Source organism: Ramlibacter sp. bp-362 (genome assembly GCF_054956735.1).
The window spans coordinates 136,341-158,683 of sequence record NZ_JBUDXE010000003.1; the positions used below are offsets into that span (position 1 = coordinate 136,341).

Genomic DNA, 22,343 nt, shown 5'->3' on the forward strand with positions numbered 1-22,343 from the left:
CATCATGCCTTCCCAGACCGAACGCACCCCGCCCCTGCAGACCAAGTTCCCTTCCATGGGCACCACCATCTTCACGGTGATGTCCGCGCTGGCGACCGAGAAGTCCGCCGTGAACCTGGGCCAGGGCTTCCCCGACTTCGAATGCGACCCGCGCCTGGTCGACGCCGTCGACCAGGCCATGCGCCAGGGCCTCAACCAGTACCCGCCGATGGCGGGCGTGGCGCCCCTCCGTGAAGCGGTGGCCTCCAAGATCGAGGCGCTGTACGGCCGCAAGTACGACCCGGCCGCCGAGATCACCATCACGGCCGGCGCGACGCAGGCCATCATCACGGCGGTGCTGGCGATCGTGAAGCCGGGCGACGAGGTGATCGTGCTGGAGCCCTGCTACGACAGCTACGTCCCCAACATCGAGCTGGCCGGCGGCAAGGTGGTGCGCGTGCCGCTCGTGCCGGGCAGCTTCCGGCCCGACTTCGCGAAGATCGCCGCGGCCCTGTCGCCGCGCACCCGGGCCATCATGATCAATTCGCCGCACAACCCGAGCGGCACCGTCTGGACCCGCGAGGAGATGCTGCAGCTGCAGGACCTGCTCGCGCCCACCGACGTGTTCGTGATCAGCGACGAGGTCTACGAGCACATGGTCTACGACGGCCAGCTGCACCAGAGCGCCGCGCGCTTCCCCGGCCTGGCGGCCCGCTCGCTGATCGTCTCCAGCTTCGGCAAGACCTACCACGTGACCGGCTGGAAGGTCGGCTACGTCGCGGCGCCGGCCGTGCTGACGGCGGAGTTCCGGAAGGTGCACCAGTTCAACGTGTTCACGGTGAACACGCCCATGCAGTTCGGCCTGGCCAGCTACATGGCCTCGCCCGAGCCCTACCTGCAGCTGCCGGCCTTCTACCAGCGCAAGCGCGACCTGTTCCGCGAAGGCCTGGCGCGCACGCGGCTGAAGCTGCTGCCCAGCGAAGGCACCTACTTCCAGTGCGTGGACATCTCGCAGGTCAGCGACCTGAAGGAAGACGAGTTCTGCAAGTGGCTCACGAGCGAGATCGGCGTCGCGGCGATCCCGCTGTCGGCCTTCTACGGCGGCGGCTTCGACCAGCGCGTGGTGCGCTTCTGCTACGCCAAGAAGGACGAGACGCTGCGCGCGGCGCTGGAGCGGCTGGCGAAGCTCTGACGCACCGTCAGCACTGGATCGGGTTCTTGCAGAACTTCGCCAGCTCGCTGACGACCGTCCTGCCGGCGATCGCATTGCGCGCCTTCGGCCCGACGTCCAGGCTCAGTTTCATCTGGTACTTGCGGAAGAAGGCGTCGAACAGCTCGCCGCCCAGCGTCGCGTAGGCCGTGAGCGCGTCGGCCGCCGGGTCGTGCTCCAGCAGCACGGCGCACAGCGGCTGGCGCGCCGGGCCCGACAGGACTTCGGCGCCGCGGGCGGGGTCATACTGGCTGTGCTCCGCGCAGCAGTGGATCAGCCCGTCCTGCACGCCGCGCTGCGCGCGCGTCTTGCGGAAGCTGATGAAGCTCACGTCGGGCGTCGGGTACACCAGCTGGTGCGCGCAGATCGCCGAGAAGGCGACGATGCTGCGGTTGCGCCCCACCCCGCCCGGCCAGCGGTAGGCGTGGCGGTCCTCGGTGCTGAGGGCGTGCGGCTTCACCGGCTTGCCCAGGTCCAGCAGGAACACCGGGGTCGCCTCGTAGGGATAGTGGAAGACGTAGTTCACCTGCGGCTTCAGGGCCGAGGCCTTCAGCGGATCGCCGCGCTCGTCCACGAGCAGCGCGCGCGCGTACTCGCGCGGGCGGGCGTCGGCGGCCCAGGCGGGAAAGCTCGTGGCGGCGGCCGACAGGCCGGCCGCACCGGCGGTGCACGTCTCCAGGAAGCTGCGTCGATCCATGCGTCTGATTCCTTTGCTGCCCCACGGTAGCGGCCGGAGCGCCGCCGGGCATCCGGTTTTGTACCGCGAACCGAGGTTCTCGGGCGTGAAAACTCAGCTTTGCAACTGGCTCCAGGCCTTTTCGAGGCGCTTGATGCTGACCGGCTGGGGCGTGCGCAGTTCCTGGGCGAAGAAACTCACCCGCAGCTCCTCCAGCAGCCAGCGGAAGTCCTCCATGCGCTCGTCCACGGCCCCCTTGCGCTCGGCGACCAGGCGCCAGTAGCGCTGCTCCTGGGGCTTCAGCTCGGCCAGGCGGGAGGCGTCGCGAGCGGGGTCGGCGCGCAGCTTGTCCAGGCGCAGCACGATGGCCTTGAGGTAGCGGGGCAGGTGCTGCAGCCGCGGCCAGGGCGTGGCGGCCAGGAAGTTCCTGGGAACCAGCCGCTGCAGCTGCTGCGCGGCGTCGGCCGTCGCCTCGGGCTGGATCTTCGTGTCCTTGATCTTGCGCGCGGCCGCGGCGTAGTCGGCCAGGATGGTGGCCGCGAGCCGCGCCACCTCGTTGGCGATCAGCGTGAGCCGTCCCCGGCCCTCGTCCAGCCGGCGCTGGAAGGCCGCCGCGTCGGCGGGCAGCGGGTCCAGCAGGAAGGCGCGGTCCAGGGCGACGGCGATGACCTGCGCCCGCAACTCCTCGAGCGTGCCCAGCGGCATGTAGGCCACGGCCATCTTCTGCAGGTCCGGGATGTTCTTTTCCAGGTACTTCAGCGCGTCGCGCAGCTGCAGCGCGAACAGGCGGCGCAGGCCGACGCGGTGCTTCGCCGCCGCGAGCTCCGGCTCGTCGAAGACCTCGATCGTGACCGCGTCGCCGCGGTCCACCAGCGCCGGGAAGCCGACGAGGCTGGTGCCGCCCTTGCGGATCTCCATCAGTTCCGGCAGCTCGCCGAAGGTCCACGCGGTGTATTTCTGTTCTCCTCCCCCCGCTGGGGGGAGGCCGGCAGGGGGGCGCTGCGCGGCAGCCTTGTCGGCTTGCGGCGGAATGCCCTCACCCCGCCCTCCCCCAGGGGGGGAGGGAGAAAGACCCTTGAGGCCGGCCAGCGCCTGGAAGGCGCCCCGGGCCTTGGCGCCCAGTTCCGCCTTCAGCGCGCCGAGGTTGCGCCCCATCCCCAGCTGGCGGCCGTGTTCGTCCACCACGCGGAAGTTCATGAACAGGTGCGCCGGCAGCATGTCCAGCTTGAAGTCGGTGCGCTTCACGTCCAGGCTGGTGGCTTCGCGCACCAGCTTCAGCAGGGCGTCGGTCAGGCTGCCCTGCGCGAAGCGGTCCGGGTCCGAAAGCGTCTCGGCGAGGCGCGCCGCCGACTCCGGCAGCGGGACGAAGCGCGAGCGCGGCTTCTGCGGCAGGCTTTTCAGCAGGGCCTGGATCTTGTCCTTCAGCATGCCCGGCACCAGCCATTCGGCCCGGTCCTCGCCGACCTGGTTCAGCACGAACAGCGGGACGGTGACGGTGATCCCGTCGCGCGGATCGCCCGGTTCGTGCAGGTAGGCGGCGGCGCAGTCCACGCCGCCCAGCTTCACGGTCCGGGGGAAGGCGTCGGTGGTGATGCCGGCGGCCTCGTGCCGCATCAGCTCCTCGCGCGTGAGCTTCAGCAGGTCCGGGCGGCCGCGGCTCGCCTCGCGGTACCAGCGCTCGAAGGTGACGCCGCTGTAGACGTCCCTGGGCACCTGCTGGTCGTAGAAGGCGTAGATCAGCTCCTCGTCCACCAGCACGTCCTGGCGGCGCGCCTTGTGTTCCAGCTCCTGCACCTGCTTCACCAGCTTCTGGTTGGCCGCGAGGAAGGGCAGCCGCGTTTCCCACTGCCCTTCCACCAGGCCTTCGCGCAGGAAGATCTCGCGCGCGCCCTGCAGGTCCGCGCGCGCGAACGGCACGCGCCGGCCGCTGTAGATCACGATGCCGTACAGCGTCGCGCGCTCCAGGGCGACGACCTCGGCGGCCTTCTTCTCCCAGTGCGGGTCCAGCAGCTGCTTCTTCAGCAAATGCCCGGCGACCTCCTCGACCCACTGCGGCTCGATGTTGGCGATGCCGCGGCCGAACAGGCGCGTGGTCTCCACCAGCTCGGCGCACACCACCCAGCGGCCGGGCCGCTTCTTCAGGTGCGCGCCGGGATGGCGGTAGAACTTGATGCCGCGCGCGCCGAGATAGGCTTCATCGTCTTCCAGCTTGAAGCCGATGTTCCCGAGCAGGCCGGACAGCATCGCCTTGTGCAGCTGCTCGTAGCTGGCCGGCTGCGCGTTCAGCCGCCACTTGTGCTCGGTGACCACCGTCAGCAGCTGGCTGTGCACGTCGCGCCACTCGCGCACGCGCCGCACGTTCACGAAGTTCTGGCGCAGGAGCTGTTCGTACTGGCGGTTGGAGAGCTTGTGGTGCGCGCCCTCACCCCGGCCCTCTCCCGCAAGCGGGAGAGGGTGAGAAGTGCACCCTCTCCCGCTTGCGGGAGAGGGCGGGGGTGAGGGTCTCCCTCCCCTGGATTCCTCCAGCCACTGCCACAACCTCAGGTAGCCCGAGAACTCGCTCTTCTCGTCGTCGAACTTGGCGTGCTGCTGGTCCGCCTGCGCCTGCAGTTCCAGCGGGCGGTCGCGCACGTCCTGCAGCGACAGGGCCGAGGCGATCACCAGCACCTCCTGCAGCGCACCGCGCTCGCGCGCTTCCAGGATCATGCGGCCGACGCGCGGGTCGAGCGGCAGGCGCGCCAGCTCGGCGCCCATGGGCGTGAGCACGTTCGCATCGTCCACGGCGCCCAGTTCGTTGAGCAGCTGGTAGCCGTCGGCGATCGCCCGGCGCGAGGGCGCGTCGATGAAGGGGAAGTCCTCCACCGCGCCCAGGTGCAGCGACTTCATGCGCAGGATCACGCCGGCGAGCGAGGAGCGCAGGATCTCCGGATCGGTGAAGCGCGAGCGGCCGGCGAAGTCCTGCTCGTCGTACAGGCGGATGCAGATGCCGTTGGCGACCCGCCCGCAGCGGCCGGCGCGCTGGTTCGCGGCGGCCTGGCTCACCGGCTCCACCAGCAGCTGCTCCACCTTGCTGCGGAAACTGTAGCGCTTCACCCGCGCCGTGCCGGTGTCGATCACGTAGCGGATGCCCGGCACGGTGAGCGAGGTCTCGGCCACGTTGGTGGCCAGCACGATCCGCCGGCCGCCGTGGCTGTCGAAAACCCGGTCCTGCTCCGCCTGCGACAGGCGCGCGAACAGCGGCAGCACCTCGGCGTTGCGCGTCAGCGGATCGTGCGCGAGATGCTTGCGCAGGTGGTCCGCGGCCTCGCGGATCTCGCGCTCGCCGGGCAGGAAGACGAGGATGTCGCCCGGCGCGTTGCCGCGCCAGAGTTCGTCCACGGCGTCGGCGATCGCGTCGTTCAGGTCGAACTCGCGCGACTCCTCGAACGGCCGCCAGCGCTGCTCCACCGGGAACATCCGGCCCGACACGTAGATCACCGGCGCCGGCCCCTGCGCCGAGGCGAAGTGCTGCGCGAAGCGCTCGGCGTCGATGGTCGCCGAGGTCACCACCACCTTCAGGTCCGGCCGGCGCGGCAGCAGCTGGCGCAGGTAGCCGAGCAGGAAGTCGATGTTGAGGCTGCGCTCGTGCGCCTCGTCGATGATGATCGTGTCGTAGGCCGACAGCAGCGGGTCCGACTGCGTTTCCGCCAGCAGGATGCCATCGGTCATCAGCTTGACCGAGGCGTCGCGCGCCAGCCGGTCCTGGAAGCGGACCTTGTAGCCCACCACCTCGCCCAGGGGCGTCTGCAGCTCCTGCGCGATGCGCTTGGCGACGCTGGATGCCGCGATGCGCCGCGGCTGCGTGTGCCCGATCAGCCGCCCCTTCCCCGCCGGCGCGTTCAGCTTGCCGCGTCCCATCGCCAGCGCGATCTTGGGCAGCTGGGTCGTCTTGCCCGAGCCCGTCTCGCCGCAGACGATCACCACCTGGTGGGCGGCCATCGCGGCCATGATCTCCTCGCGCCGCGCGGAGACGGGCAGGTTCTCGGGAAACGTGATGTTCAGGGGAGCAGGCAAGGCGGCACGGGGAAAGCCCGTGATTATCCGATGCCGCCGGTCCTCAGGCGGCGACCGCGCGCGCGCCGGCGCGGCTGGCGCCGGCCGGCAGCTCGGCGATCTGGCCCACCTGCTGGTCGAAGAAGGCCATGCGGCTGGCGTAGCTCCAGGCCGTGCGCGCCATGGCGCGCGCCGTCGACACGGCCTGCGAGGGCCGCACCTGGGTGTTGGTCCCGAGCACGCCGATGCCGAGGTCGGCCACCCACGCGGTGCCGGCCGCCTCCAGCCCCGCCGGGTCGCGGCTCGTGCTGAGCGACACCGGCCGCGCCAGCCGGTCGCGGATCTGCACCGCGAGCTGCGCGAGCCGGTCCACGTCGGGCGCATTGGGCACCAGCAGCAGGAAGCCGTCCTCGCCCAGCCGCCCCATCTCGACGTTCTGCGGCACGCAGCGCCGCAGCCGGCCCGCGCAGACGAACAGCGCGTGGTTGAAGGCGGCGCGCCCGTGCAGGTTCTCCAGCGCGTACAGGTTGGCGATGCAGATCGCCAGCACGCCGATCGGCCGCGCCTCGGCGTTGCGCTGGAAGAAGACGTCGCCCACCATCTGCCCGGTCTCGGAGTGCGAGCGCATGCGGGTCACGGGGTCGTAGCTCGGGCCGTGCGCCAGCACCTCCGAGAGTTCCAGCAGGTAGGAATAGCGCGCCCACAGCACGGCGGCAATCACGCACAGGTAGGCGACGCCCGCGACCGCGCTGATCGCGTGCACCGGCCAGGCATGGGTGCGGCTGAGGGCGATCCAGCTCAGGCCGGCGAGCGCCACCAGCATGAAGACGATGCCGGCGACGGCCGTCCAGCCCGCGCGGTCGCCGCGCAGGGCGCCCCGGGTGGCGACGACCAGCATCGCGCTGCCCACGGAGAAGGCCGCCACGGAGCTGAGGGCCAGCGCCTCCGTCGCCGGGAGCATCCAGCCGGCGGCGAGGACCACGACCCCGGCCCCCACCAGCCAGGCGATCGCCTTCCGGCCGACGGCGGTCTGCCGCAGCATGCCCAGCGTCGACATCAGCATCAGCGCGAGCGCGACGGCGGTGAGCACCGCGACGTGCGCCAGCACGCGCGCCTCCGCGCTGCCTTCCAGCGGCAGCCAGCCCAGGTAGGCGACCACGAAGGTGGCGGAGAACAGGGAGGTGAGGCCGGCCATCAGGGCCACCCGCCGCTGCGAGCGCCGGAAGGCGGCCAGCGACACCACCAGCATCAGCGTGGCGGTGCAGAAGAAGGCGCCCCAGAAGCCGGCTGCGATGGTGTCCATGGGCTCGGGCGCGGGGCGGGCCTAGGCCACGCGCAGCGGCGCCGCCTCCCCCGGCAGCTCCGCGATCTGGCCCGCCTCCGGGTCGAAGAAGGCCACGCGTGTCGCGTAGGTCCAGGCCGTGCGGGCCATCGCGCGCACCGTGGCGACGGCCTGCGCCGGCCGCACCTGCGTGCTGGTGGCGAGGAGGCCGACGCCGACGTCGGCGGCCCAGGTCGTGCCCCGGCCCGCGATGCGCCCTGGCTCGCGGCTGATGCTCAACGCCACGGGCCGCGTGAGCCGCTCGCGGATTTCGCGCGCCAGCTTCTCCATGCCGCGGATGTCGTCCATGCTGCGCGTGAGCAGCAGGAAGCCGTCCTCGCCCAGCCGCCCCATCTCCACCGTCTGCGGCACGCAGCGGCGCAGGCGCCCGGCGCAGATGAACAGGGCGTGGTTGAAGGCGGCGCGCCCGTGCAGGTTCTCCAGCGCGTACAGGTTGGCGATGCAGACCGCCAGCACGCCCACCGGGCGGGCCTCGGCCTCGCGGTGGAAGAACACGTCGCCCACCAGCTGGCCGGTCTCGCTGTGCGAGCGCATGCGGGTCACCGGGTCGTAGCTGGGACCGTGCGCCATCACCTCCGACAGCTCCAGCAGGTAGGAGTAGCGCCGCCACAGCGCCGCCGCCATCACCGACAGGTAGGCCATGCCGGCGACGGCGCTGGCCGCGTGCACCGGCCACGGCAGCGTGCGGTCGAGGGCGATCCAGCTCAGGCCGGCCACGGCCAGCAGCACGAAGCCCATGCCGATCACGGTGAGCCAGGCCTGCCGGTCGCCGCGGCGGGCGCTGCGGACCACCACCAGCAGCATCACGAGGCCCAGGGCGATGATCAGCAGCGAGGCCAGCGCCAGGCTGAGCGTCGCCGGCAGCGCCCAGCCGGCGGCCAGCACCGCGGCGTCGACCGCGACGAGCACCGCCACGCCGCGGCGCGCGCCACCGGCATCGCGCAGCAGGCCCAGCCAGGTCAGGAGCAGGAGCGCCAGCAGGGTCGCCACCATCACGCCCACGTGCGCCAGCACGCGGGCCTCCTCCTCGCCCTCCACCGGCAGCCAGCCGAGGTAGGCGACGACGAACAGGGCCGAGAGGATGGCCGAAAGCGCCGCCATGAGCGCGACGCGGCGCTGCAGGCGCGCGAAAGCGGCGAGCGACACGCCGAGCATCAGGGCGGCGGTGCCGAAGAAGGCGCCCCAGAAACCGGCGGCGAGAGGATCCATGGAGCGCAACGATAGCGCAAACGGCACGCGCTCCCGCAGGGGAGTCCCTTACACTGTCGCGCTCGTACCTCACTCGCGCCGCCCCCGCCGCCGCCGATGTCCGCGATCTTCAATTTCACCTTCGTTCCCTGGTTCCGCTCGGTCGCGCCGTACATCCACATGCACCGCGGGAAGACCTTCGTGGTGGGCATGGCCGGCGAGGCGGTCGCCGCGGGCAAGCTGCCGAACATCGCCCAGGACCTCGCGCTGATCCAGAGCATGGGCGTCAAGGTGGTGCTCGTGCACGGCTTCCGGCCGCAGGCGAACGAGCAGCTGAAGGCCAAGGGCCACGCCTCGCGCTATTCGCACGGCATGCGCATCACTGACAGCGTGTCGCTGGACTGCGCCCAGGAAGCGGCCGGCCAGCTGCGCTACGAGATCGAGGCGGCGTTCAGCCAGGGCCTGCCCAACACGCCGATGGCCGGTTCCACGGTGCGCGTGATCTCGGGCAACTTCATCACCGCGCGCCCGGTGGGCATCGTGGACGGCGTGGACTTCCAGCACTCCGGCCTGGTGCGCAAGGTCGACGTGGCGGGCATCAAGCGCACGCTCGATTTCGGCGCCATGGTGCTGATCTCGCCCTTCGGCTTCTCGCCCACCGGCGAGGCCTTCAACCTGACCATGGAGGAAGTCGCGACCAGCGTCGCGACCGCCCTGCAGGCGGACAAGCTGATCTTCCTCACGGAAGTGCCCGGCGTGCGGGTGCGGCCGCTGGACCCGGCGGGCGAGGACAACCCCGTCGACACCGAACTGCCGCTGGCCGCGGCCGAACAGCTGCTTGCGAGCCTGCCGCCGGCGCAGAACCCCAGCGACACCGCCTTCTACCTGCAGCACTGCGTCAAGGCCTGCAAGGCCGGCGTGGAGCGCAGCCACATCATCCCCTTCGCCACGGATGGCTCGCTGCTGCTGGAGGTGTACGTGCACGACGGCATCGGCACGATGGTGATCGACGAGAAGCTGGAGGAGCTGCGCGAGGCGACGGCCGACGACGTCGGCGGCATCCTGCAGCTGATCGAACCCTTCGAGAAGGACGGAACGCTGGTCAAGCGCGACCGCACCGAGATCGAGCGCGACATCGCCAACTACACGATCCTGGAGCACGACGGCGTGATCTTCGCCTGCGCCGCCCTCTACCCCTACCCCGAGGCGCGCACCGGCGAGATGGCGGCGCTGACGGTCTCGCCGCAGAGCCAGGGCCAGGGCGACGGCGAGAAGGTCCTGCGCCGCGTGGAACAGCGCGCCCGCGCCATGGGCCTGGAGAGCATCTTCGTGCTGACCACCCGCACCATGCACTGGTTCCTCAAGCGCGGCTTCGTGCAGGTCGACCCGGACTGGCTGCCGGAAGCGCGCAAGCGCAAGTACAACTGGGACCGGCGCAGCATGGTCTTCGTGAAGAAGCTCGACTGAGGCTTGCGCGGCTTCCGACCGGAAGCGCGCTGCCGTCCGACAGCCCCGGCCGCGCCCCGGGCCTAGCGTGAGGCCATGGGCCTCCTTTCTCCCTCCCTCGACGACACGCTCCTGCAGGGCCTGCGGCCGCACCTGCGACCCCTGCCCTCGGCCGCCGCCGACGACCCGCTGCTGGTGCAGCAGCTCGCCCGCGCCCGCCTCGCCCTGCTGGGCGAAGCGAGCCACGGCACCCACGAGTTCTATGCCGAGCGCGTCGCGCTCAGCCAGCGACTGATCCTCGAGCACGGCTTCAACGCGGTGGTGGTCGAGGCGGACTGGCCGGACGCCTGGCGCGTCAACCGCTACATCCGGCACCTTTCCGACGACGGCAGCGCCGAGGCGGCGCTGTCCGGGTTCGAGCGCTTCCCGACCTGGATGTGGCGCAACACGGTGGTGCGCGACTTCGTCGAATGGCTGCGCGAACACAACAAGGGACGGCCCCTGTCGCAGCAGGTCGGCTTCTACGGCATGGACCTGTACAGCCTGTTCACCTCGGTCCGCGCCGTGCTCGACTACCTGGACCGGGTGGACCCGGAAGCGGCACGGCGTGCCCGCAGCCGCTATGCCTGCTTCGACCACTTCGCCGAGGACAGCCAGGCCTACGGGTACGCCGCCAGCTTCGGCATGAAGCCCAGCTGCGAGGACGAGGTGATCCAGCAGCTGCGCGAGATGAACCGGCGGGCGGTGGACCTGCTCGCCGCCTCCAGCGAGGACCGCGGCGACCTGTTCTTCGCGCAGCAGAACGCGCGCCTGGTGCGCAACGCGGAGGAGTACTACCGGACCATGTTCCACGGCCGGGTGTCGTCCTGGAACCTGCGGGACAGCCACATGGTGGAGACGCTGCAGGCGCTGGAAAAGCACCTGGCGGCCACGGTCGGGCCGTCACGCATGATCGTCTGGGCGCACAACTCGCACCTGGGCGACGCGAGCGCCACGGAGATGGGCGACATGGGCGAATGGAACGTCGGCCAGCTGGCGCGCGACCGCTGGGCCGAGGGCGCGGTGCTGGTGGGCTTCAGCACGCACCACGGCACGGTCACGGCCGCATCCGAATGGGACGCCGTGGCGGAACGCAAGCGCGTGCGCCCCGGGCTGGCCGACAGCTACGAGGACCTCTTCCACCGGACCGGCGAGGAGCGCTTCTGGCTGCCGCTGCGCGGCAACGCCGCGCTGTCCGGGCTGCTGCGCGAGCGCCGCCTGCAGCGGGCGATCGGCGTGATCTACCTGCCCCGCAGCGAGCGCATGAGCCACTACTTCCACACCCACCTGCCGGCGCAGTTCGACGCGATCATCCACGTCGACGAGACGCGCGCGGTCGAACCGCTCGTGGCGGAGCCGACCTGGCATGCCGGCGAGCCGGCGGAGACCTATCCTTCGGGGCTGTAGGAAAGACGCGTCATCCCCGCGCAGGCGGGGACCCAGGCCGCGCGCGCAGCGCGCCCGCTCAGGCCGCCATGGGCGCGCTGGCCACGTGCTGCCGGCCCCGGCGCAGCTGCCGCACGAACAGCGTCGCGCCGACCGCCAGGAAGATCACGAACCACACGAACGACCAGTTGGCGATGGAGCCGCCCAGGAAGGTCCAGTCGACCTGGGTGCAGTCGCCGCTGCCGCGGAAGATCATGGGGATGGCGCGCTTGAGCGGGAAGGTCTCGATCATCCCGTAGAAGTCGCGGCCGCAGGACGCGATCTCGGGCGGGAACCACTGCAGCCAGCTCTGGCGGGCGGCGACGAAGGCGCCGAAGCCGGCCAGCAGCACCACGAGGCCGCTGCCGGCCAGGTGCGCGCCGCGCGCCTTGAACAGGGCCGCGATGCCGGCGACGATCGCCACCAGTACCAGCGCGTAGCGTTGCACGATGCACATCGGACAGGGCTCCAGCCCCACCACGTGCTGCAGGTACAGGCCGAACGCGAGCAGCGCCAGGCTGACGACGGCCACCGCCGCCAGGACGCGCCGCGGCGCGGCGTCGAACCACTTCAGGAACATCGGTTTCTTCCTCCAACGGCGCGAGAGCCGGTGGATCCGGCCTTCAGGTCGCGCTCTCCACGAACACGCGGGCGCGGCGCGGCGTCACCACCAGCACCTCGCCCTCGCGCAGGCCCATTTCCTGGAACTGCTGCGCGGGGATCTGCGCCTCGATCAGGCCGTCCGCAGTCGCATTCTGCGCCGGTTTGTGTCCGTCGGCCGGCACGAGTTCCAGCCGCGCCACCGGGCCGACGACGATCGCGCGGTCCAGGCGGGCGACGATGCCGCGCGGCCGCCCCTCCGCGTCCACGCCGGCGCCCGGCGTGTAGCGCTCGACGTCCAGGTCGTGCGGGCGGACGTAGGCGAAGGCCTTGGCATGCTGGGCGTCGGCGTGCTCGGGCGAGTCCAGCAGCACGTTGCCCAGCTTGACCTCGCCCTCGTGGGCGCGGCCCTGGAACAGGTTCACGTCGCCCAGGAAGCCGTAGACGAAGGGGCTGGCCGGATGGTCCCAGACCTCCTGCGGGGAGCCGACCTGCTCGATCTGGCCGGCGTTCATCAGCACCACGCGGTCGGCCACTTCCAGCGCCTCCTCCTGGTCGTGCGTGACGAAGATGCTGGTGACGTGCAGCTCGTCGTGCAGGCGGCGCAGCCAGCGGCGCAGTTCCTTGCGCACCTTGGCGTCCAGCGCGCCGAAGGGCTCGTCCAGCAGCAGCACCTTGGGCTCGACCGCCAGGGCGCGGGCCAGCGCGATGCGCTGGCGCTGGCCGCCGGACAGCTGCGAGGGGAAGCGGTCGGCCAGCCAGTCGAGCTGCACCAGCTTCAGCAGGTCCTTCACCTTCTGCCGGATCTGCGCCTCGCCCGGGCGCTGGCCGCGCGGCTTCACGCGCAGCCCGAAGGCGACGTTCTCGAACACGGTCATGTGCCGGAACAGCGCATAGTGCTGGAACACGAAGCCGACCTGGCGGTCGCGCACGTGCACGTCGGTGGTGTCCTCGCCGGCGAACAGGATGCTGCCGGTGTCGGCACTCTCCAGGCCCGCGATGATGCGCAGCAGCGTGGTCTTGCCGCAGCCGGAGGGCCCCAGCAGGGCGACCAGCTCGCCCGAATCGATGTCGAGCGACACATCCTTCAGCGCGCGGAAGTCGCCGAAGTTCTTGCTGACGTTGCGGATCTCGATGCTCATGGTGTGCTCGCGGCCAACTTCATTTCACGTTCCTGCTTCCATTCCGCCAGCGACTTGATCGCCAGCGTCGCCACGGCCAGCAGGGCCAGCAGCGAGGCCACGGCGAAGGCCGCGACCGACTGGTATTCGTTGTAGAGGATCTCCACGTGCAGCGGCATCGTGTTGGTCTGGCCGCGGATGTGGCCGGAGACCACCGACACCGCGCCGAACTCGCCCATCGCGCGCGCGTTGCACAGGATCACGCCGTAGATCAGGCCCCACTTGATGTTCGGCAGCGTCACGTGCCAGAAGGTCTGCCAGCCGCTCGCGCCCAGCACGATGGCGGCCTGCTCCTCGTCGTTGCCCTGCGCCTGCATCAGCGGGATCAGCTCGCGCGCGATGAAGGGGAAGGTGACGAAGACCGTGGCCAGGATGATGCCCGGCACCGCGAACACGACCTTGATGCCGTGGGCCTCCAGCCAGGGGCCGAACCAGCCCTGGGCGCCGAACACCAGCACGTAGATCAGGCCGGCCACCACCGGCGAGACCGAGAACGGAAGGTCCACCAGCGTGGTCAGGAAGGCCTTGCCGCGGAACTCGTACTTGGCGATCGCCCAGGCGGCCGCGACCCCGAACGCCAGGTTCAGCGGCACGGCGATGGCGGCGGTGAGCAGCGTGAGGCGGATCGCCGACCAGGCATCCGGCTCCTTCAGCGCCTCGAGGTAGGCGCCGACGCCCTTGCGCAGCGCCTCGGTGAAGACGGCGGCCAGCGGCAGCACCAGGAACAGCAGCACGAACAGCAGCGCCACGCCGATGAGCGTGCGGCGCACCCAGGGGGCTTCGGTAGTGGCGATGCGCTTGCGGGTCAGGTCGGTCATGTCAGGCGCCTCCCGCCCTCTTCCGCTGCCACCCCTGCAGCGCATTGATCACCAGCAGCAGCACGAAAGAGAACAGCAGCATCACGACGGCGACGGCGGTGGCGCCGGCGTAGTCGTACTGCTCCAGCTTGCCGATGATGATCAGTGGCGTGATCTCCGAGACCATGGGCATGTTGCCCGCGATGAAGATCACCGAGCCGTACTCGCCGATCGCGCGGGCGAAGGCCATGGCGAAGCCGGTCAGCAGCGCCGGCGCGATCGAAGGCAGGATCACCCGCGCGAAGGTCTGCCAGCGCGTCGCGCCCAGGCACATCGCGGCCTCCTCCAGTTCCTGCTCCGACTCCTCCAGCACCGGCTGCACCGTGCGCACCACGAAGGGCAGCCCGATGAAGATCAGCGCGATCACCACGCCCTTGGGGTTGAACGCGAGCTGGATGCCCAGCGGCTCCAGGAACTGCCCGATCCAGCCGTTGCCGGCCAGCAGCGCCGTGAGCGAGATGCCCGCGACGGCCGTCGGCAAGGCGAACGGCAGGTCCACCAGCGCGTCGACGATGCGCTTGCCGGGGAAGGAATAGCGCACCAGCACCCAGGCCACCAGGAGGCCGAACACCACGTTCACCAGCGCGGCGATCAGCGAGGCGCCGAAGGTGAGGCGGTAGGAGGCCAGCACGCGCGGCGAGCTGACGGCGGCCCAGAACTGGTCCCAGCTGAGGCCGAAGCTCTTGAGCACCAGCGCCGACAGCGGGATCAGCACGACCAGGCACAGGTAGAACAGGCTGTAGCCGAGGGTGAGCCGGAAGCCGGGCAGCACCTTGCGGCTGCCGCCGCGCGAGGAGGACGGGGAAGGCGCCGCCGCCGCGCCGGGCAGCGGCGCCGCGAGAGCGCCGGACATGAGAGCCTTATCGGACGGTGTAGATCTTGTCGAACTGGCCGCCGTCGTTGAAGTGGACCTTCTGCGCCTGCGACAGCGACCCGAACAGCTCCTGCACCGTGAACAGCTTGACCGGCTTGAAGGTGTCGGGGTGGCGCTTCAGCACCGCGGCGTTGCGCGGGCGGATGCTGTGCTTCGCCGCGATCTCCTGGCCCTCTTCCGAGTACAGGAAGTTCAGGTAGGCCTTGGCGAGTTCGCCCGTGCCCTTCCTGGCGACGGTGCGCTCGACCACCGCGACCGGGTTCTCCGCGACGATGCTGATGGAGGGATAGACCACGTCCACCTTGTTGGCGCCGAATTCGCGGTTGACCGACTCCACCTCGGACTCGAAGGTCACCAGCACGTCGCCGATGTTCCGCTGCAGGAAGGCGGTGGTCGCGTCGCGGCCGCCGCGCGCCAGCACGGGGACGTTCTTGTACATCTTCGCGACGAACTCCGCCGCCTCGGCGTCGGTGCCGCCCTTCTTCTTCACGTAGCCCCAGGCGGCCAGGTAGGCGTAGCGGCCGTTGCCGCCGGTCTTCGGGTTCACGACGACCACCTTCACGCCGGGCTTCGCCAGGTCGTCCCAGTCCTTGATGCCCTTGGGATTGCCGTTGCGCACCAGGAACAGCATGGTGGACGTGGTGGGCGCCGCGTTGTCGGGGAAGCGCTTCTGCCAGTCCTTGGCCACGACGCCGCGGTCGGCCAGGAACTCGATGTCGGTCGTGGTGTTCATGGTGACCACGTCGGCGTCCAGGCCGTCGGCGACGGCACGCGCCTGCGCGCTCGAGCCGGCGTGCGCCTGCTCGATCTTCACGTCCTTGCCCGTGGTCTTCTTGTACCAGGGCACGAAGGCGGCGTTGATGTCCTTGTAGAACTCGCGCGCGACGTCATAGGACGCGTTCAGCAGCGACTGCTGGGCGGAGGCGAGGCCGCTGGCGGCGAGGGCGAGGGAGGCGAGGAGAACCTTGAGAGACGTTTTCATGATCAGGAGGCAAAGCGAGCCCGCCGGCCCCGCGATGCGGGGTCGTGCGGCTCGTCTTCAGCGGGATCTATTTATTCGGTTGCGGGGTCATCCGCAGGTACGGACGCAGGGCCTTGAAGCCCTTGGGGAAGCGCTCGGCGAGTTCCTTCGGGTCCGTGATGCTGGGGACGATGACGACGTCGTCGCCCTGCTTCCAGTTGCCCGGCGTGGCCACCTTGTGGCTGTCGGTCAGCTGCAGCGAGTCGATCACGCGCAGGATCTCGTCGAAGTTGCGGCCGGTGGACGCCGGATAGGTCAGCGTCGCGCGGATGGTCTTCTTCGGGTCGATGATGAACACGCTGCGCACGGTGGCGTTGGCCAGCGAGTTCGGGTGGATCATGTCGTACAGCGTCGCGACCTTGCGGTCCGGGTCCGCGATGATCGGGAAGTTGACGTTGCACAGCTGCGTCTCGTTGATGTCCTTCACCCAGCCGTGGTGCGACTCCACCGGATCGACGCTCACGGCGATCGCCTTCACGCCGCGCTTCCTGAAGTCCTCGGCCAGCTTGGCCGTCAGGCCCAGCTCGGTGGTGCACACCGGCGTGAAGTCGGCGGGGTGGGAGAACAGCACCACCCAGGAATCGCCCGCCCATTCATGGAAGCGGATCGTCCCTTCGGTGGATTCCTGCACGAAATCGGGGGCCGTGTCGCCCAGGCGCAAGGTGCTCATGGTTGTCCCTTTCTACGGTGAAAGGGAATTGTGGGGACCGGTCCTTCTTCCTGCAACGAATATCTCGTTGTTTGTTTATGGCTGGGCAGGTCTAAGCTTGGGCTACAGCAGCGCGCGCAGCTCCCGCGCCGCCTCCAGGAGCAGCGGCAGCAGGTCGCTCTGCAGCGCCCGCACGTCCCGCCGCTGGGGCGACGTGACGACGTTGAGCGCGGCCACCGTGCGCCCGTCCATGTCCCGCAGCGGCACGGCCAGCGCATGCACGCCCAGCTCGTGCTCCTCGGCCGCGAAGCACCAGTCCTGCCGGCGCACTTCCTCGATCAGGCCGCGGAAGGCGCGCGCGTCCGCCACCGTGTGGCCGGTCAGCCGCTGCAGGTCGCGGCCCCGGAGCCAGGCGCCGAATTCGCGGCGGCCCTTCGCGGCCAGCAGCACGCGGCCGGTGGACGTCGCGTGCGCGGGCAGCCGCGCCCCCAGGTGCAGGCCGTAGGCCTGCAGCGCCGTGCCGCTGCGCGCGACGATCACCACGTGGTCGCCATCCAGGACGACGGCGGAGTACGACTCGCCGGTCAGGCCGGCAAGCCGGTTGAGCGTGGGCTGCACCGCCCGCGGCAGCCGGGCCGACGCCAGGTAGCTGCCGGAGAAGCGCAGCACCTTGGGCGCCAGCCAGAACCAGCTGCCGTCGGTCTCCAGGTAGCCCAGGTGGGCCAGCGTCAGCAGGTGCCGGCGGGCTGCGGCGCGCGTGAGGCCGGCACGCTCGGCCGCCAGCGTGGCGTTCAGGCGCTGGCGCGAGGTGTCGAAGCTTTCCAGCACGGCCAGTCCCTTGGCCATGCCGGCGATGTAGTCCGCGTGGGCGATGCTCATGGCGATCGTGCGCGATCATCGCGCAGCTTGCCCGATCATCGCACAGCGGCCGCCGCCCGCCCCTGTTCTCCGGGGGCCGCAGCGCCTAAGCTGGCGCGGACAGGAGATCCCCATGAAGCAACGCACCCAGGTCGCCATCATCGGCGCCGGCCCCTCCGGACTGCTGCTCGGCCAGCTGCTGCACCGCGCCGGCATCGCCAACGTGATCCTCGAGCGGCAATCGCCCGACTACGTGCTCGGCCGCATCCGCGCCGGCGTGCTGGAGCAGGTCACCGTGGACCTGATGGACGAATGCGGCGTCGGCGAGCGCATGCACAGGGAAGGCCTGGTGCACGAGGGCATCGAGCTGCTGTTCAAGGACGCGCGGCACCGCATCGACTTCCCCGGCCTCACCGGCGGCAAGACGGTCATGGTCTACGGCCAGACCGAGGTGACCCGCGACCTGATGGCCGCGCGCGCCGCGGCCGGCCTCGCCAGCGTCTACGAGGTCGGCGACAGCGTCACCCTGCACGACTTCGACGGCAGCCAGCCGGTGGTGCGCTACCGCCACGGCGGCGAGGAGCACGAGCTCGCCTGCGACTTCATCGCCGGCTGCGACGGCTACCACGGCGTCAGCCGCGCGAGCGTGCCGAAGGACGCGATCACCGAGTACGAGAAGGTCTATCCCTTCGGCTGGCTGGGCCTGCTGGCGGACGTGCCGCCGGTGTTCCATGAGCTGATCTACGCGAACACGGAGCGCGGCTTCGCCCTGTGCTCCATGCGCAGCCCCACGCGCAGCCGCTACTACGTGCAGGTGCCGCTGGAGGACAAGGTGGAGGCCTGGTCGGACGACGCCTTCTGGAACGAGCTGCGGCTGCGGCTGGATCCGGAAGCGCGCGAGAAGCTGGTGACCGGCCCCTCGCTGGAAAAGAGCATCGCGCCGCTGCGCAGCTTCGTCGCCGAGCCGATGCGCTTCGGCCGGCTGTTCCTGGCCGGGGACGCCGCGCACATCGTGCCGCCGACCGGCGCCAAGGGACTGAACCTCGCCGCCTCGGACGTGAAGTACCTGTCGTCCGCCTTCATCGAGCACTACCGCGAGCGCAGCGACGCCGGCCTGGACCACTACTCCGACCGCGCCCTGCGCCGCGTCTGGAAGGCGGAGCGCTTCTCCTGGTGGCTCACCTCGCTGATGCACAAGTTCCCGGACCAGGGCGCGATCGGGCAGAAGCTGCAGGAAGCGGAGCTGGACTACCTGGTCAACTCGCGGGCGGGGTCGACCTCGCTGGCGGAGAACTACGTCGGCTTGCCGTTGTAGCCATGACAATGCGGGGATGAGCTTCGAACCGCTGCGCGGCCTGCGCATCCTCAGCCTCGCCCTCAACCTCCCCGGGCCGGCGGCGCTGATGCGCTGCCGGCGCATGGGAGCCGCCTGCCGGAAGATCGAGCCGCCGACGGGGGACCCCATGGGGCACTACGACCCGGCGGCTTACGCCGAACTGCACGAAGGCGTGGAGGTGCTGCCCGCCGACCTGAAGACGGCTGCAGGCCAGGACGTGCTGCACGCGGAGCTCGGGAATTGCGACGTGCTGCTCACGTCGTTCCGCCCCTCCGCATTGCAGAAGCTCGGCCTGGGCTGGAACGAACTGCACGCCCGCTACCCTTCGCTCAGCCAGGTCGCGATCGTCGGCGCGCCGGGCGCGCGGGCGGAAGAGCCGGGACACGACCTGACCTACCTGGCGGACAACGGGCTGGTGCCCGCGCTGGAACTGCCCGCGACGCTCTATGCCGACATGGGCGGATCGCTGATGGCCTCGGAAGCGGTCCTGCAGGCGGCGCTGCGCCGGCCCGCCGAGGGCCTGTACCTGGAGGTGGCCTTGTCGGATGCGGCAGGCTACCTCGCCCTGCCCCGGCGCTGGGGCCTCACGCAGCCGGAGGGCTCCGTCGGCGGCGCGCATGCGGGCTACCGGATCTATCCGTGTCGCGACGGCCGCGCCGCCGTCGCGGCGCTGGAGCCGCACTTCGCGGCGGCCTTGTGCGCCGCGGCTGGCGTCGCCCATGCGGGGGCGAAGACGATGTTCGCGCCGGAGACCCATGCGGCGATCGCCGCATACTTCGCCTCGCGCACCCGCGCCGAACTGGACCGCCTCGCCGCCGAGCGCGACCTGCCGATCCACACGATGCCGTAATCGTCATCCCGCGCAGGCGGGGATGGCGGGAGGCCTACTTCGCCCGCCGCGGCGGCAGCCCCGTGTGCTGCGTGAGGATGCGGCCCTTCTTCGGCGCCGCGGTCGAGTTCTTGCGGCGCGGGCTCGCGTAGCTGCCGTCGGTGAGCGGCTGCCAGGTGGGCACCAGGTGGTGCTTGCCGTTCCCGATCAGGTCGGCGCGGCCCATGGACTTGAGGGCCTCGCGCAGCAGCGGCCAGTTGTTCGGGTCGTGGTAGCGCAGGAAGGCCTTGTGCAGGCGCCGGCGCCGCTCGCCGCGCACGATGTCCACGCCCTCGCTCGCGCGCGTGACCTTGCGCAGCGTGTTCTTGCCCGAGTGGTACATGGCCGTGGCCGTCGCCATCGGGCTGGGATAGAAGGTCTGCACCTGGTCGGCGCGGAAGCCGTTGCGCTTGAGCCAGACCGCCAGGTTCATCATGTCCTCGTCGCTCGTGCCCGGGTGGGCCGCGATGAAGTACGGGATCAGGTACTGCTCCTTGCCCGCCTCCGCCGAGAACTTCTCGAACATCTGCTTGAAGCGTTCGTAGTTGCCGATGCCGGGCTTCATCATCTTGGAGAGCGGGCCCTCCTCCGTGTGCTCGGGCGCGATCTTCAGGTAGCCGCCCACGTGGTGCTGCACCAGCTCCTTGACGTACTCGGGCGACTGGATCGCGAGGTCGTAGCGCACGCCGGAGCCGATCAGGATCTTCTTGACGCCCTTCAGGGCGCGGGCGCGGCGGTAGATCTTCACCAGCGGACCGTGGTCGGTCTTCAGGTTCTGGCAGATGCCCGGGAAGACGCAGCTGGGCTTGCGGCAGGCGGCCTCGATCTCGGGCGACTTGCAGCCGATGCGGTACATGTTGGCCGTGGGGCCGCCGAGGTCCGAGATCACGCCGGTGAAGCCTTCCACCTTGTCGCGGATCTCCTCGACCTCGCGGATGATGGAATCCTCGCTGCGGCTCTGGATCACGCGGCCCTCGTGCTCGGTGATCGAGCAGAAGGTGCAGCCGCCGAAGCAGCCGCGCATGATGTTGACCGAGAAGCGGATCATCTCCCAGGCGGGGATCTTCGCCTTCCCGTACGCCGGGTGCGGCGCGCGTGCGTACGGCAGGCCGAACACGTGGTCCATCTCCGCCGTCGTCAGCGGGATCGGCGGCGGGTTCAGCCAGACGTCGCGCTCGCCGTGCGCCTGCACCAGCGCGCGCGCGTTGCCCGGGTTGGTCTCCAGGTGCAGCACGCGGTTGGCGTGGGCGTAGAGGACCGGGTCGGACTTCACGGCCTCGAAGGACGGCAGGCGGATGACGCTGAGGTCGCGCGGCGGGGGCTTGAGCTTGACGTGGGGGTTGGGGACGAACTGGATGGGTGCAGCGCCGCCGCCCTCACCCCGGCCCTCTCCCGCGAGCGGGAGAGGGAGTGAAGGAGAGTCGTCCTTCGAGCAGGACTGGCCCTTGGCCTTCGCCTGGTCGGCGATGGTCATGTAGGGGTTGACGTGTTCCTCTACGCGGCCCGGCGTGTCGACGCTGGTGGAGTCGAGTTGGAACCAGCCTTCGGGCGTGGCGCGCCGCACGAACGCGGTGCCGCGCACGTCGGTGATGTCCTCGACGGGCTCGCGCGCGGCGAGGCGGTGGGCGATCTCCACCAGGGCGCGCTCCGCGTTGCCGTACAGCAGCAGGTCGCACTTGGAGTCCAGCACGATGCTGTGGCGCACCTTGTCGGACCAGTAGTCGTAGTGCGCGATGCGGCGCAGGCTGCCCTCGATGCCGCCCAGGATGATCGGCACGTCCTTGTACGCCTCGCGGCAGCGCTGGCTGTAGACGATCGCGGCGCGGTCCGGACGCTTGCCGCCCATGTCGCCGGGCGTGTACGCGTCGTCGCTGCGCAGCTTCCGGTCCGCCGTGTAGCGGTTGATCATCGAGTCCATGTTCCCGGCGGTCACGCCCCAGAACAGGTTGGGCTTGCCCAGCGCCTTGAAGGGCTCCGCGCTCTGCCAGTCCGGCTGCGCGATGATGCCCACGCGGAAGCCCTGCGCCTCCAGCACCCGCCCGATCACCGCCATGCCGAAGCTGGGATGGTCGACGTAGGCGTCGCCGGTGACGAGGACGATGTCGCAGCTGTCCCAGCCGAGCGCCTCCATCTCCCTGCGGCTCATGGGCAGGAAGGGCGCGGGCCCGAAGCGGTGCGCCCAGTACTTGCGGTAGCTGGTCAGCGGCTTGGCGGCGCGGGCGAAGAAGGAGACGTCGAGGGGGGCGTTCATGGGGGACCCGGGATTGTAGGGACTCTCCCCCGGCGCCGCACCCGGCCGGTCATTGACCTGACTCAGCCGCGGGCGTGCTCCACGACCCGCTCCAGCATGGCCGCGAGCGTCTCCTGCTCCGTGCGGCTGAGGCAGCCGAAGATCTCCTCGTTGCGCCTGGCGATCACGCGCATCACCCGCGTCCACCAGCGCCTGCCTTCGGCGCTCAGCTGCAGCACCACGCCGCGCGCATCGGTGGGACTCGCCTCCTTGCGCACCCAGCCGCGCTCCACCAGCGCCTGCGCCGCGCGGCTGGCCTGCGCCTTGTCGAGGTTGGCGCGCGCCGCGAGCTGGTTCACCGACAGCGGCGCGAAGTTGCCGATGGCGGCGAGGCAGCGCGCCTCGCCGACGGCCAGGCCGAGCTCGCCCGCATACGCGTCCGTGCTCGCCTTGTCGGTGATCTTGTTGACCTGGTGCAGGCGGTAGGTCAGGAACTGGTCCAGCGGCAGCGTGGCCGGGCGCGCGGCCATCT

At 70.4% G+C, this 22,343-nt stretch carries 18 protein-coding genes; 5 read left to right on the forward strand and 13 right to left on the reverse strand.

From position 1 onward, the window contains the following. Positions 1-4: 4 nt before the first annotated feature. Entirely contained in the window at positions 5-1,171 is a 1,167-nt protein-coding gene (locus tag ACY0MJ_RS05130) for a pyridoxal phosphate-dependent aminotransferase (protein ID WP_462637241.1), read from the forward strand. Between the two features lie 7 nt (positions 1,172-1,178). On the opposite strand, the gene ACY0MJ_RS05135 is transcribed toward ACY0MJ_RS05130, so the two are convergent. From ACY0MJ_RS05135 to ACY0MJ_RS05150, 4 genes are all read right to left on the reverse strand, one after another. Then, positions 1,179-1,886, reverse strand: coding sequence for a twin-arginine translocation signal domain-containing protein (locus tag ACY0MJ_RS05135; protein ID WP_462637242.1), 708 nt, complete (start codon positions 1,884-1,886; stop codon positions 1,179-1,181). A gap of 93 nt (positions 1,887-1,979) precedes the next feature. Next, positions 1,980-5,852, reverse strand: coding sequence for an ATP-dependent RNA helicase HrpA (gene hrpA, locus ACY0MJ_RS05140; protein WP_462637472.1), 3,873 nt, complete (start codon positions 5,850-5,852; stop codon positions 1,980-1,982). A gap of 109 nt (positions 5,853-5,961) precedes the next feature. Further along, positions 5,962-7,200 (reverse strand): GGDEF domain-containing protein, encoded by a 1,239-nt coding sequence (locus tag ACY0MJ_RS05145; protein WP_462637243.1) that lies wholly within the window; start codon positions 7,198-7,200, stop codon positions 5,962-5,964. A gap of 21 nt (positions 7,201-7,221) precedes the next feature. Next, on the reverse strand, positions 7,222-8,448 hold the full coding sequence (locus tag ACY0MJ_RS05150; RefSeq protein WP_462637244.1) for a 7TM diverse intracellular signaling domain-containing protein: 1,227 nt from the start codon (positions 8,446-8,448) through the stop codon (positions 7,222-7,224). A gap of 96 nt (positions 8,449-8,544) precedes the next feature. Between ACY0MJ_RS05150 and argA the strand changes: the two genes are divergently transcribed. Further along, entirely contained in the window at positions 8,545-9,894 is a 1,350-nt protein-coding gene (argA, locus tag ACY0MJ_RS05155; protein WP_462637245.1) for an amino-acid N-acetyltransferase, read from the forward strand. 75 nt (positions 9,895-9,969) lie between these two features. After that, the gene (locus tag ACY0MJ_RS05160) at positions 9,970-11,319 is read left to right on the forward strand and encodes an erythromycin esterase family protein (RefSeq protein ID WP_462637246.1); all 1,350 of its coding nucleotides are present in this window, start codon (positions 9,970-9,972) and stop codon (positions 11,317-11,319) included. A 58-nt stretch (positions 11,320-11,377) separates the two neighbouring features. Here the strand turns inward: ACY0MJ_RS05160 and ACY0MJ_RS05165 are convergent, their stop codons facing one another. The 7 genes from ACY0MJ_RS05165 to ACY0MJ_RS05195 form a co-directional block, all read right to left on the reverse strand. After that, a complete protein-coding gene (locus ACY0MJ_RS05165) occupies positions 11,378-11,917 on the reverse strand; it encodes a disulfide bond formation protein B (RefSeq protein WP_462637247.1) in 540 nt (179 codons plus the stop codon). A gap of 43 nt (positions 11,918-11,960) precedes the next feature. After that, positions 11,961-13,079 carry a sulfate/molybdate ABC transporter ATP-binding protein gene (locus ACY0MJ_RS05170; protein ID WP_462637248.1) on the reverse strand — a complete coding sequence of 373 codons (1,119 nt, stop codon included), beginning with the start codon at positions 13,077-13,079 and terminating at the stop codon, positions 11,961-11,963. Then, positions 13,076-13,936 (reverse strand): sulfate ABC transporter permease subunit CysW, encoded by an 861-nt coding sequence (gene cysW, locus ACY0MJ_RS05175; RefSeq protein ID WP_462637249.1) that lies wholly within the window; start codon positions 13,934-13,936, stop codon positions 13,076-13,078. Before cysW ends, ACY0MJ_RS05170 begins: the two co-directional genes overlap by 4 nt. Position 13,937: 1 nt before the next feature. Further along, positions 13,938-14,828, reverse strand: coding sequence for a sulfate ABC transporter permease subunit CysT (cysT, locus tag ACY0MJ_RS05180; protein ID WP_462637250.1), 891 nt, complete (start codon positions 14,826-14,828; stop codon positions 13,938-13,940). Between the two features lie 7 nt (positions 14,829-14,835). After that, positions 14,836-15,831: a sulfate ABC transporter substrate-binding protein gene (locus tag ACY0MJ_RS05185; protein ID WP_462637251.1), complete on the reverse strand. Its 996-nt coding sequence runs from the start codon at positions 15,829-15,831 to the stop codon at positions 14,836-14,838. A gap of 67 nt (positions 15,832-15,898) precedes the next feature. Next, the gene (locus tag ACY0MJ_RS05190; RefSeq protein ID WP_462637253.1) at positions 15,899-16,540 is read right to left on the reverse strand and encodes a peroxiredoxin; all 642 of its coding nucleotides are present in this window, start codon (positions 16,538-16,540) and stop codon (positions 15,899-15,901) included. Positions 16,541-16,642: 102 nt separating this feature from the next. Beyond that, entirely contained in the window at positions 16,643-17,398 is a 756-nt protein-coding gene (locus tag ACY0MJ_RS05195) for an IclR family transcriptional regulator domain-containing protein (RefSeq protein WP_462637254.1), read from the reverse strand. Between the two features lie 112 nt (positions 17,399-17,510). Here ACY0MJ_RS05195 and pobA point away from each other — a divergent pair, with 112 nt between their 5' ends. Then, the gene (gene pobA / locus ACY0MJ_RS05200; protein WP_462637255.1) at positions 17,511-18,692 is read left to right on the forward strand and encodes a 4-hydroxybenzoate 3-monooxygenase; all 1,182 of its coding nucleotides are present in this window, start codon (positions 17,511-17,513) and stop codon (positions 18,690-18,692) included. Between the two features lie 16 nt (positions 18,693-18,708). Continuing rightward, complete coding sequence (locus ACY0MJ_RS05205) at positions 18,709-19,563, forward strand: CoA transferase (RefSeq protein ID WP_462637256.1); 855 nt, start codon at positions 18,709-18,711, stop codon at positions 19,561-19,563. Between the two features lie 34 nt (positions 19,564-19,597). Here the strand turns inward: ACY0MJ_RS05205 and ACY0MJ_RS05210 are convergent, their stop codons facing one another. Both ACY0MJ_RS05210 and ACY0MJ_RS05215 read right to left on the reverse strand, forming a co-directional pair. Next, entirely contained in the window at positions 19,598-21,832 is a 2,235-nt protein-coding gene (locus tag ACY0MJ_RS05210; RefSeq protein WP_462637257.1) for a YgiQ family radical SAM protein, read from the reverse strand. A 62-nt stretch (positions 21,833-21,894) separates the two neighbouring features. Beyond that, positions 21,895-22,341 (reverse strand): MarR family winged helix-turn-helix transcriptional regulator, encoded by a 447-nt coding sequence (locus ACY0MJ_RS05215; protein WP_462637258.1) that lies wholly within the window; start codon positions 22,339-22,341, stop codon positions 21,895-21,897. Positions 22,342-22,343: the final 2 nt, after the last annotated feature.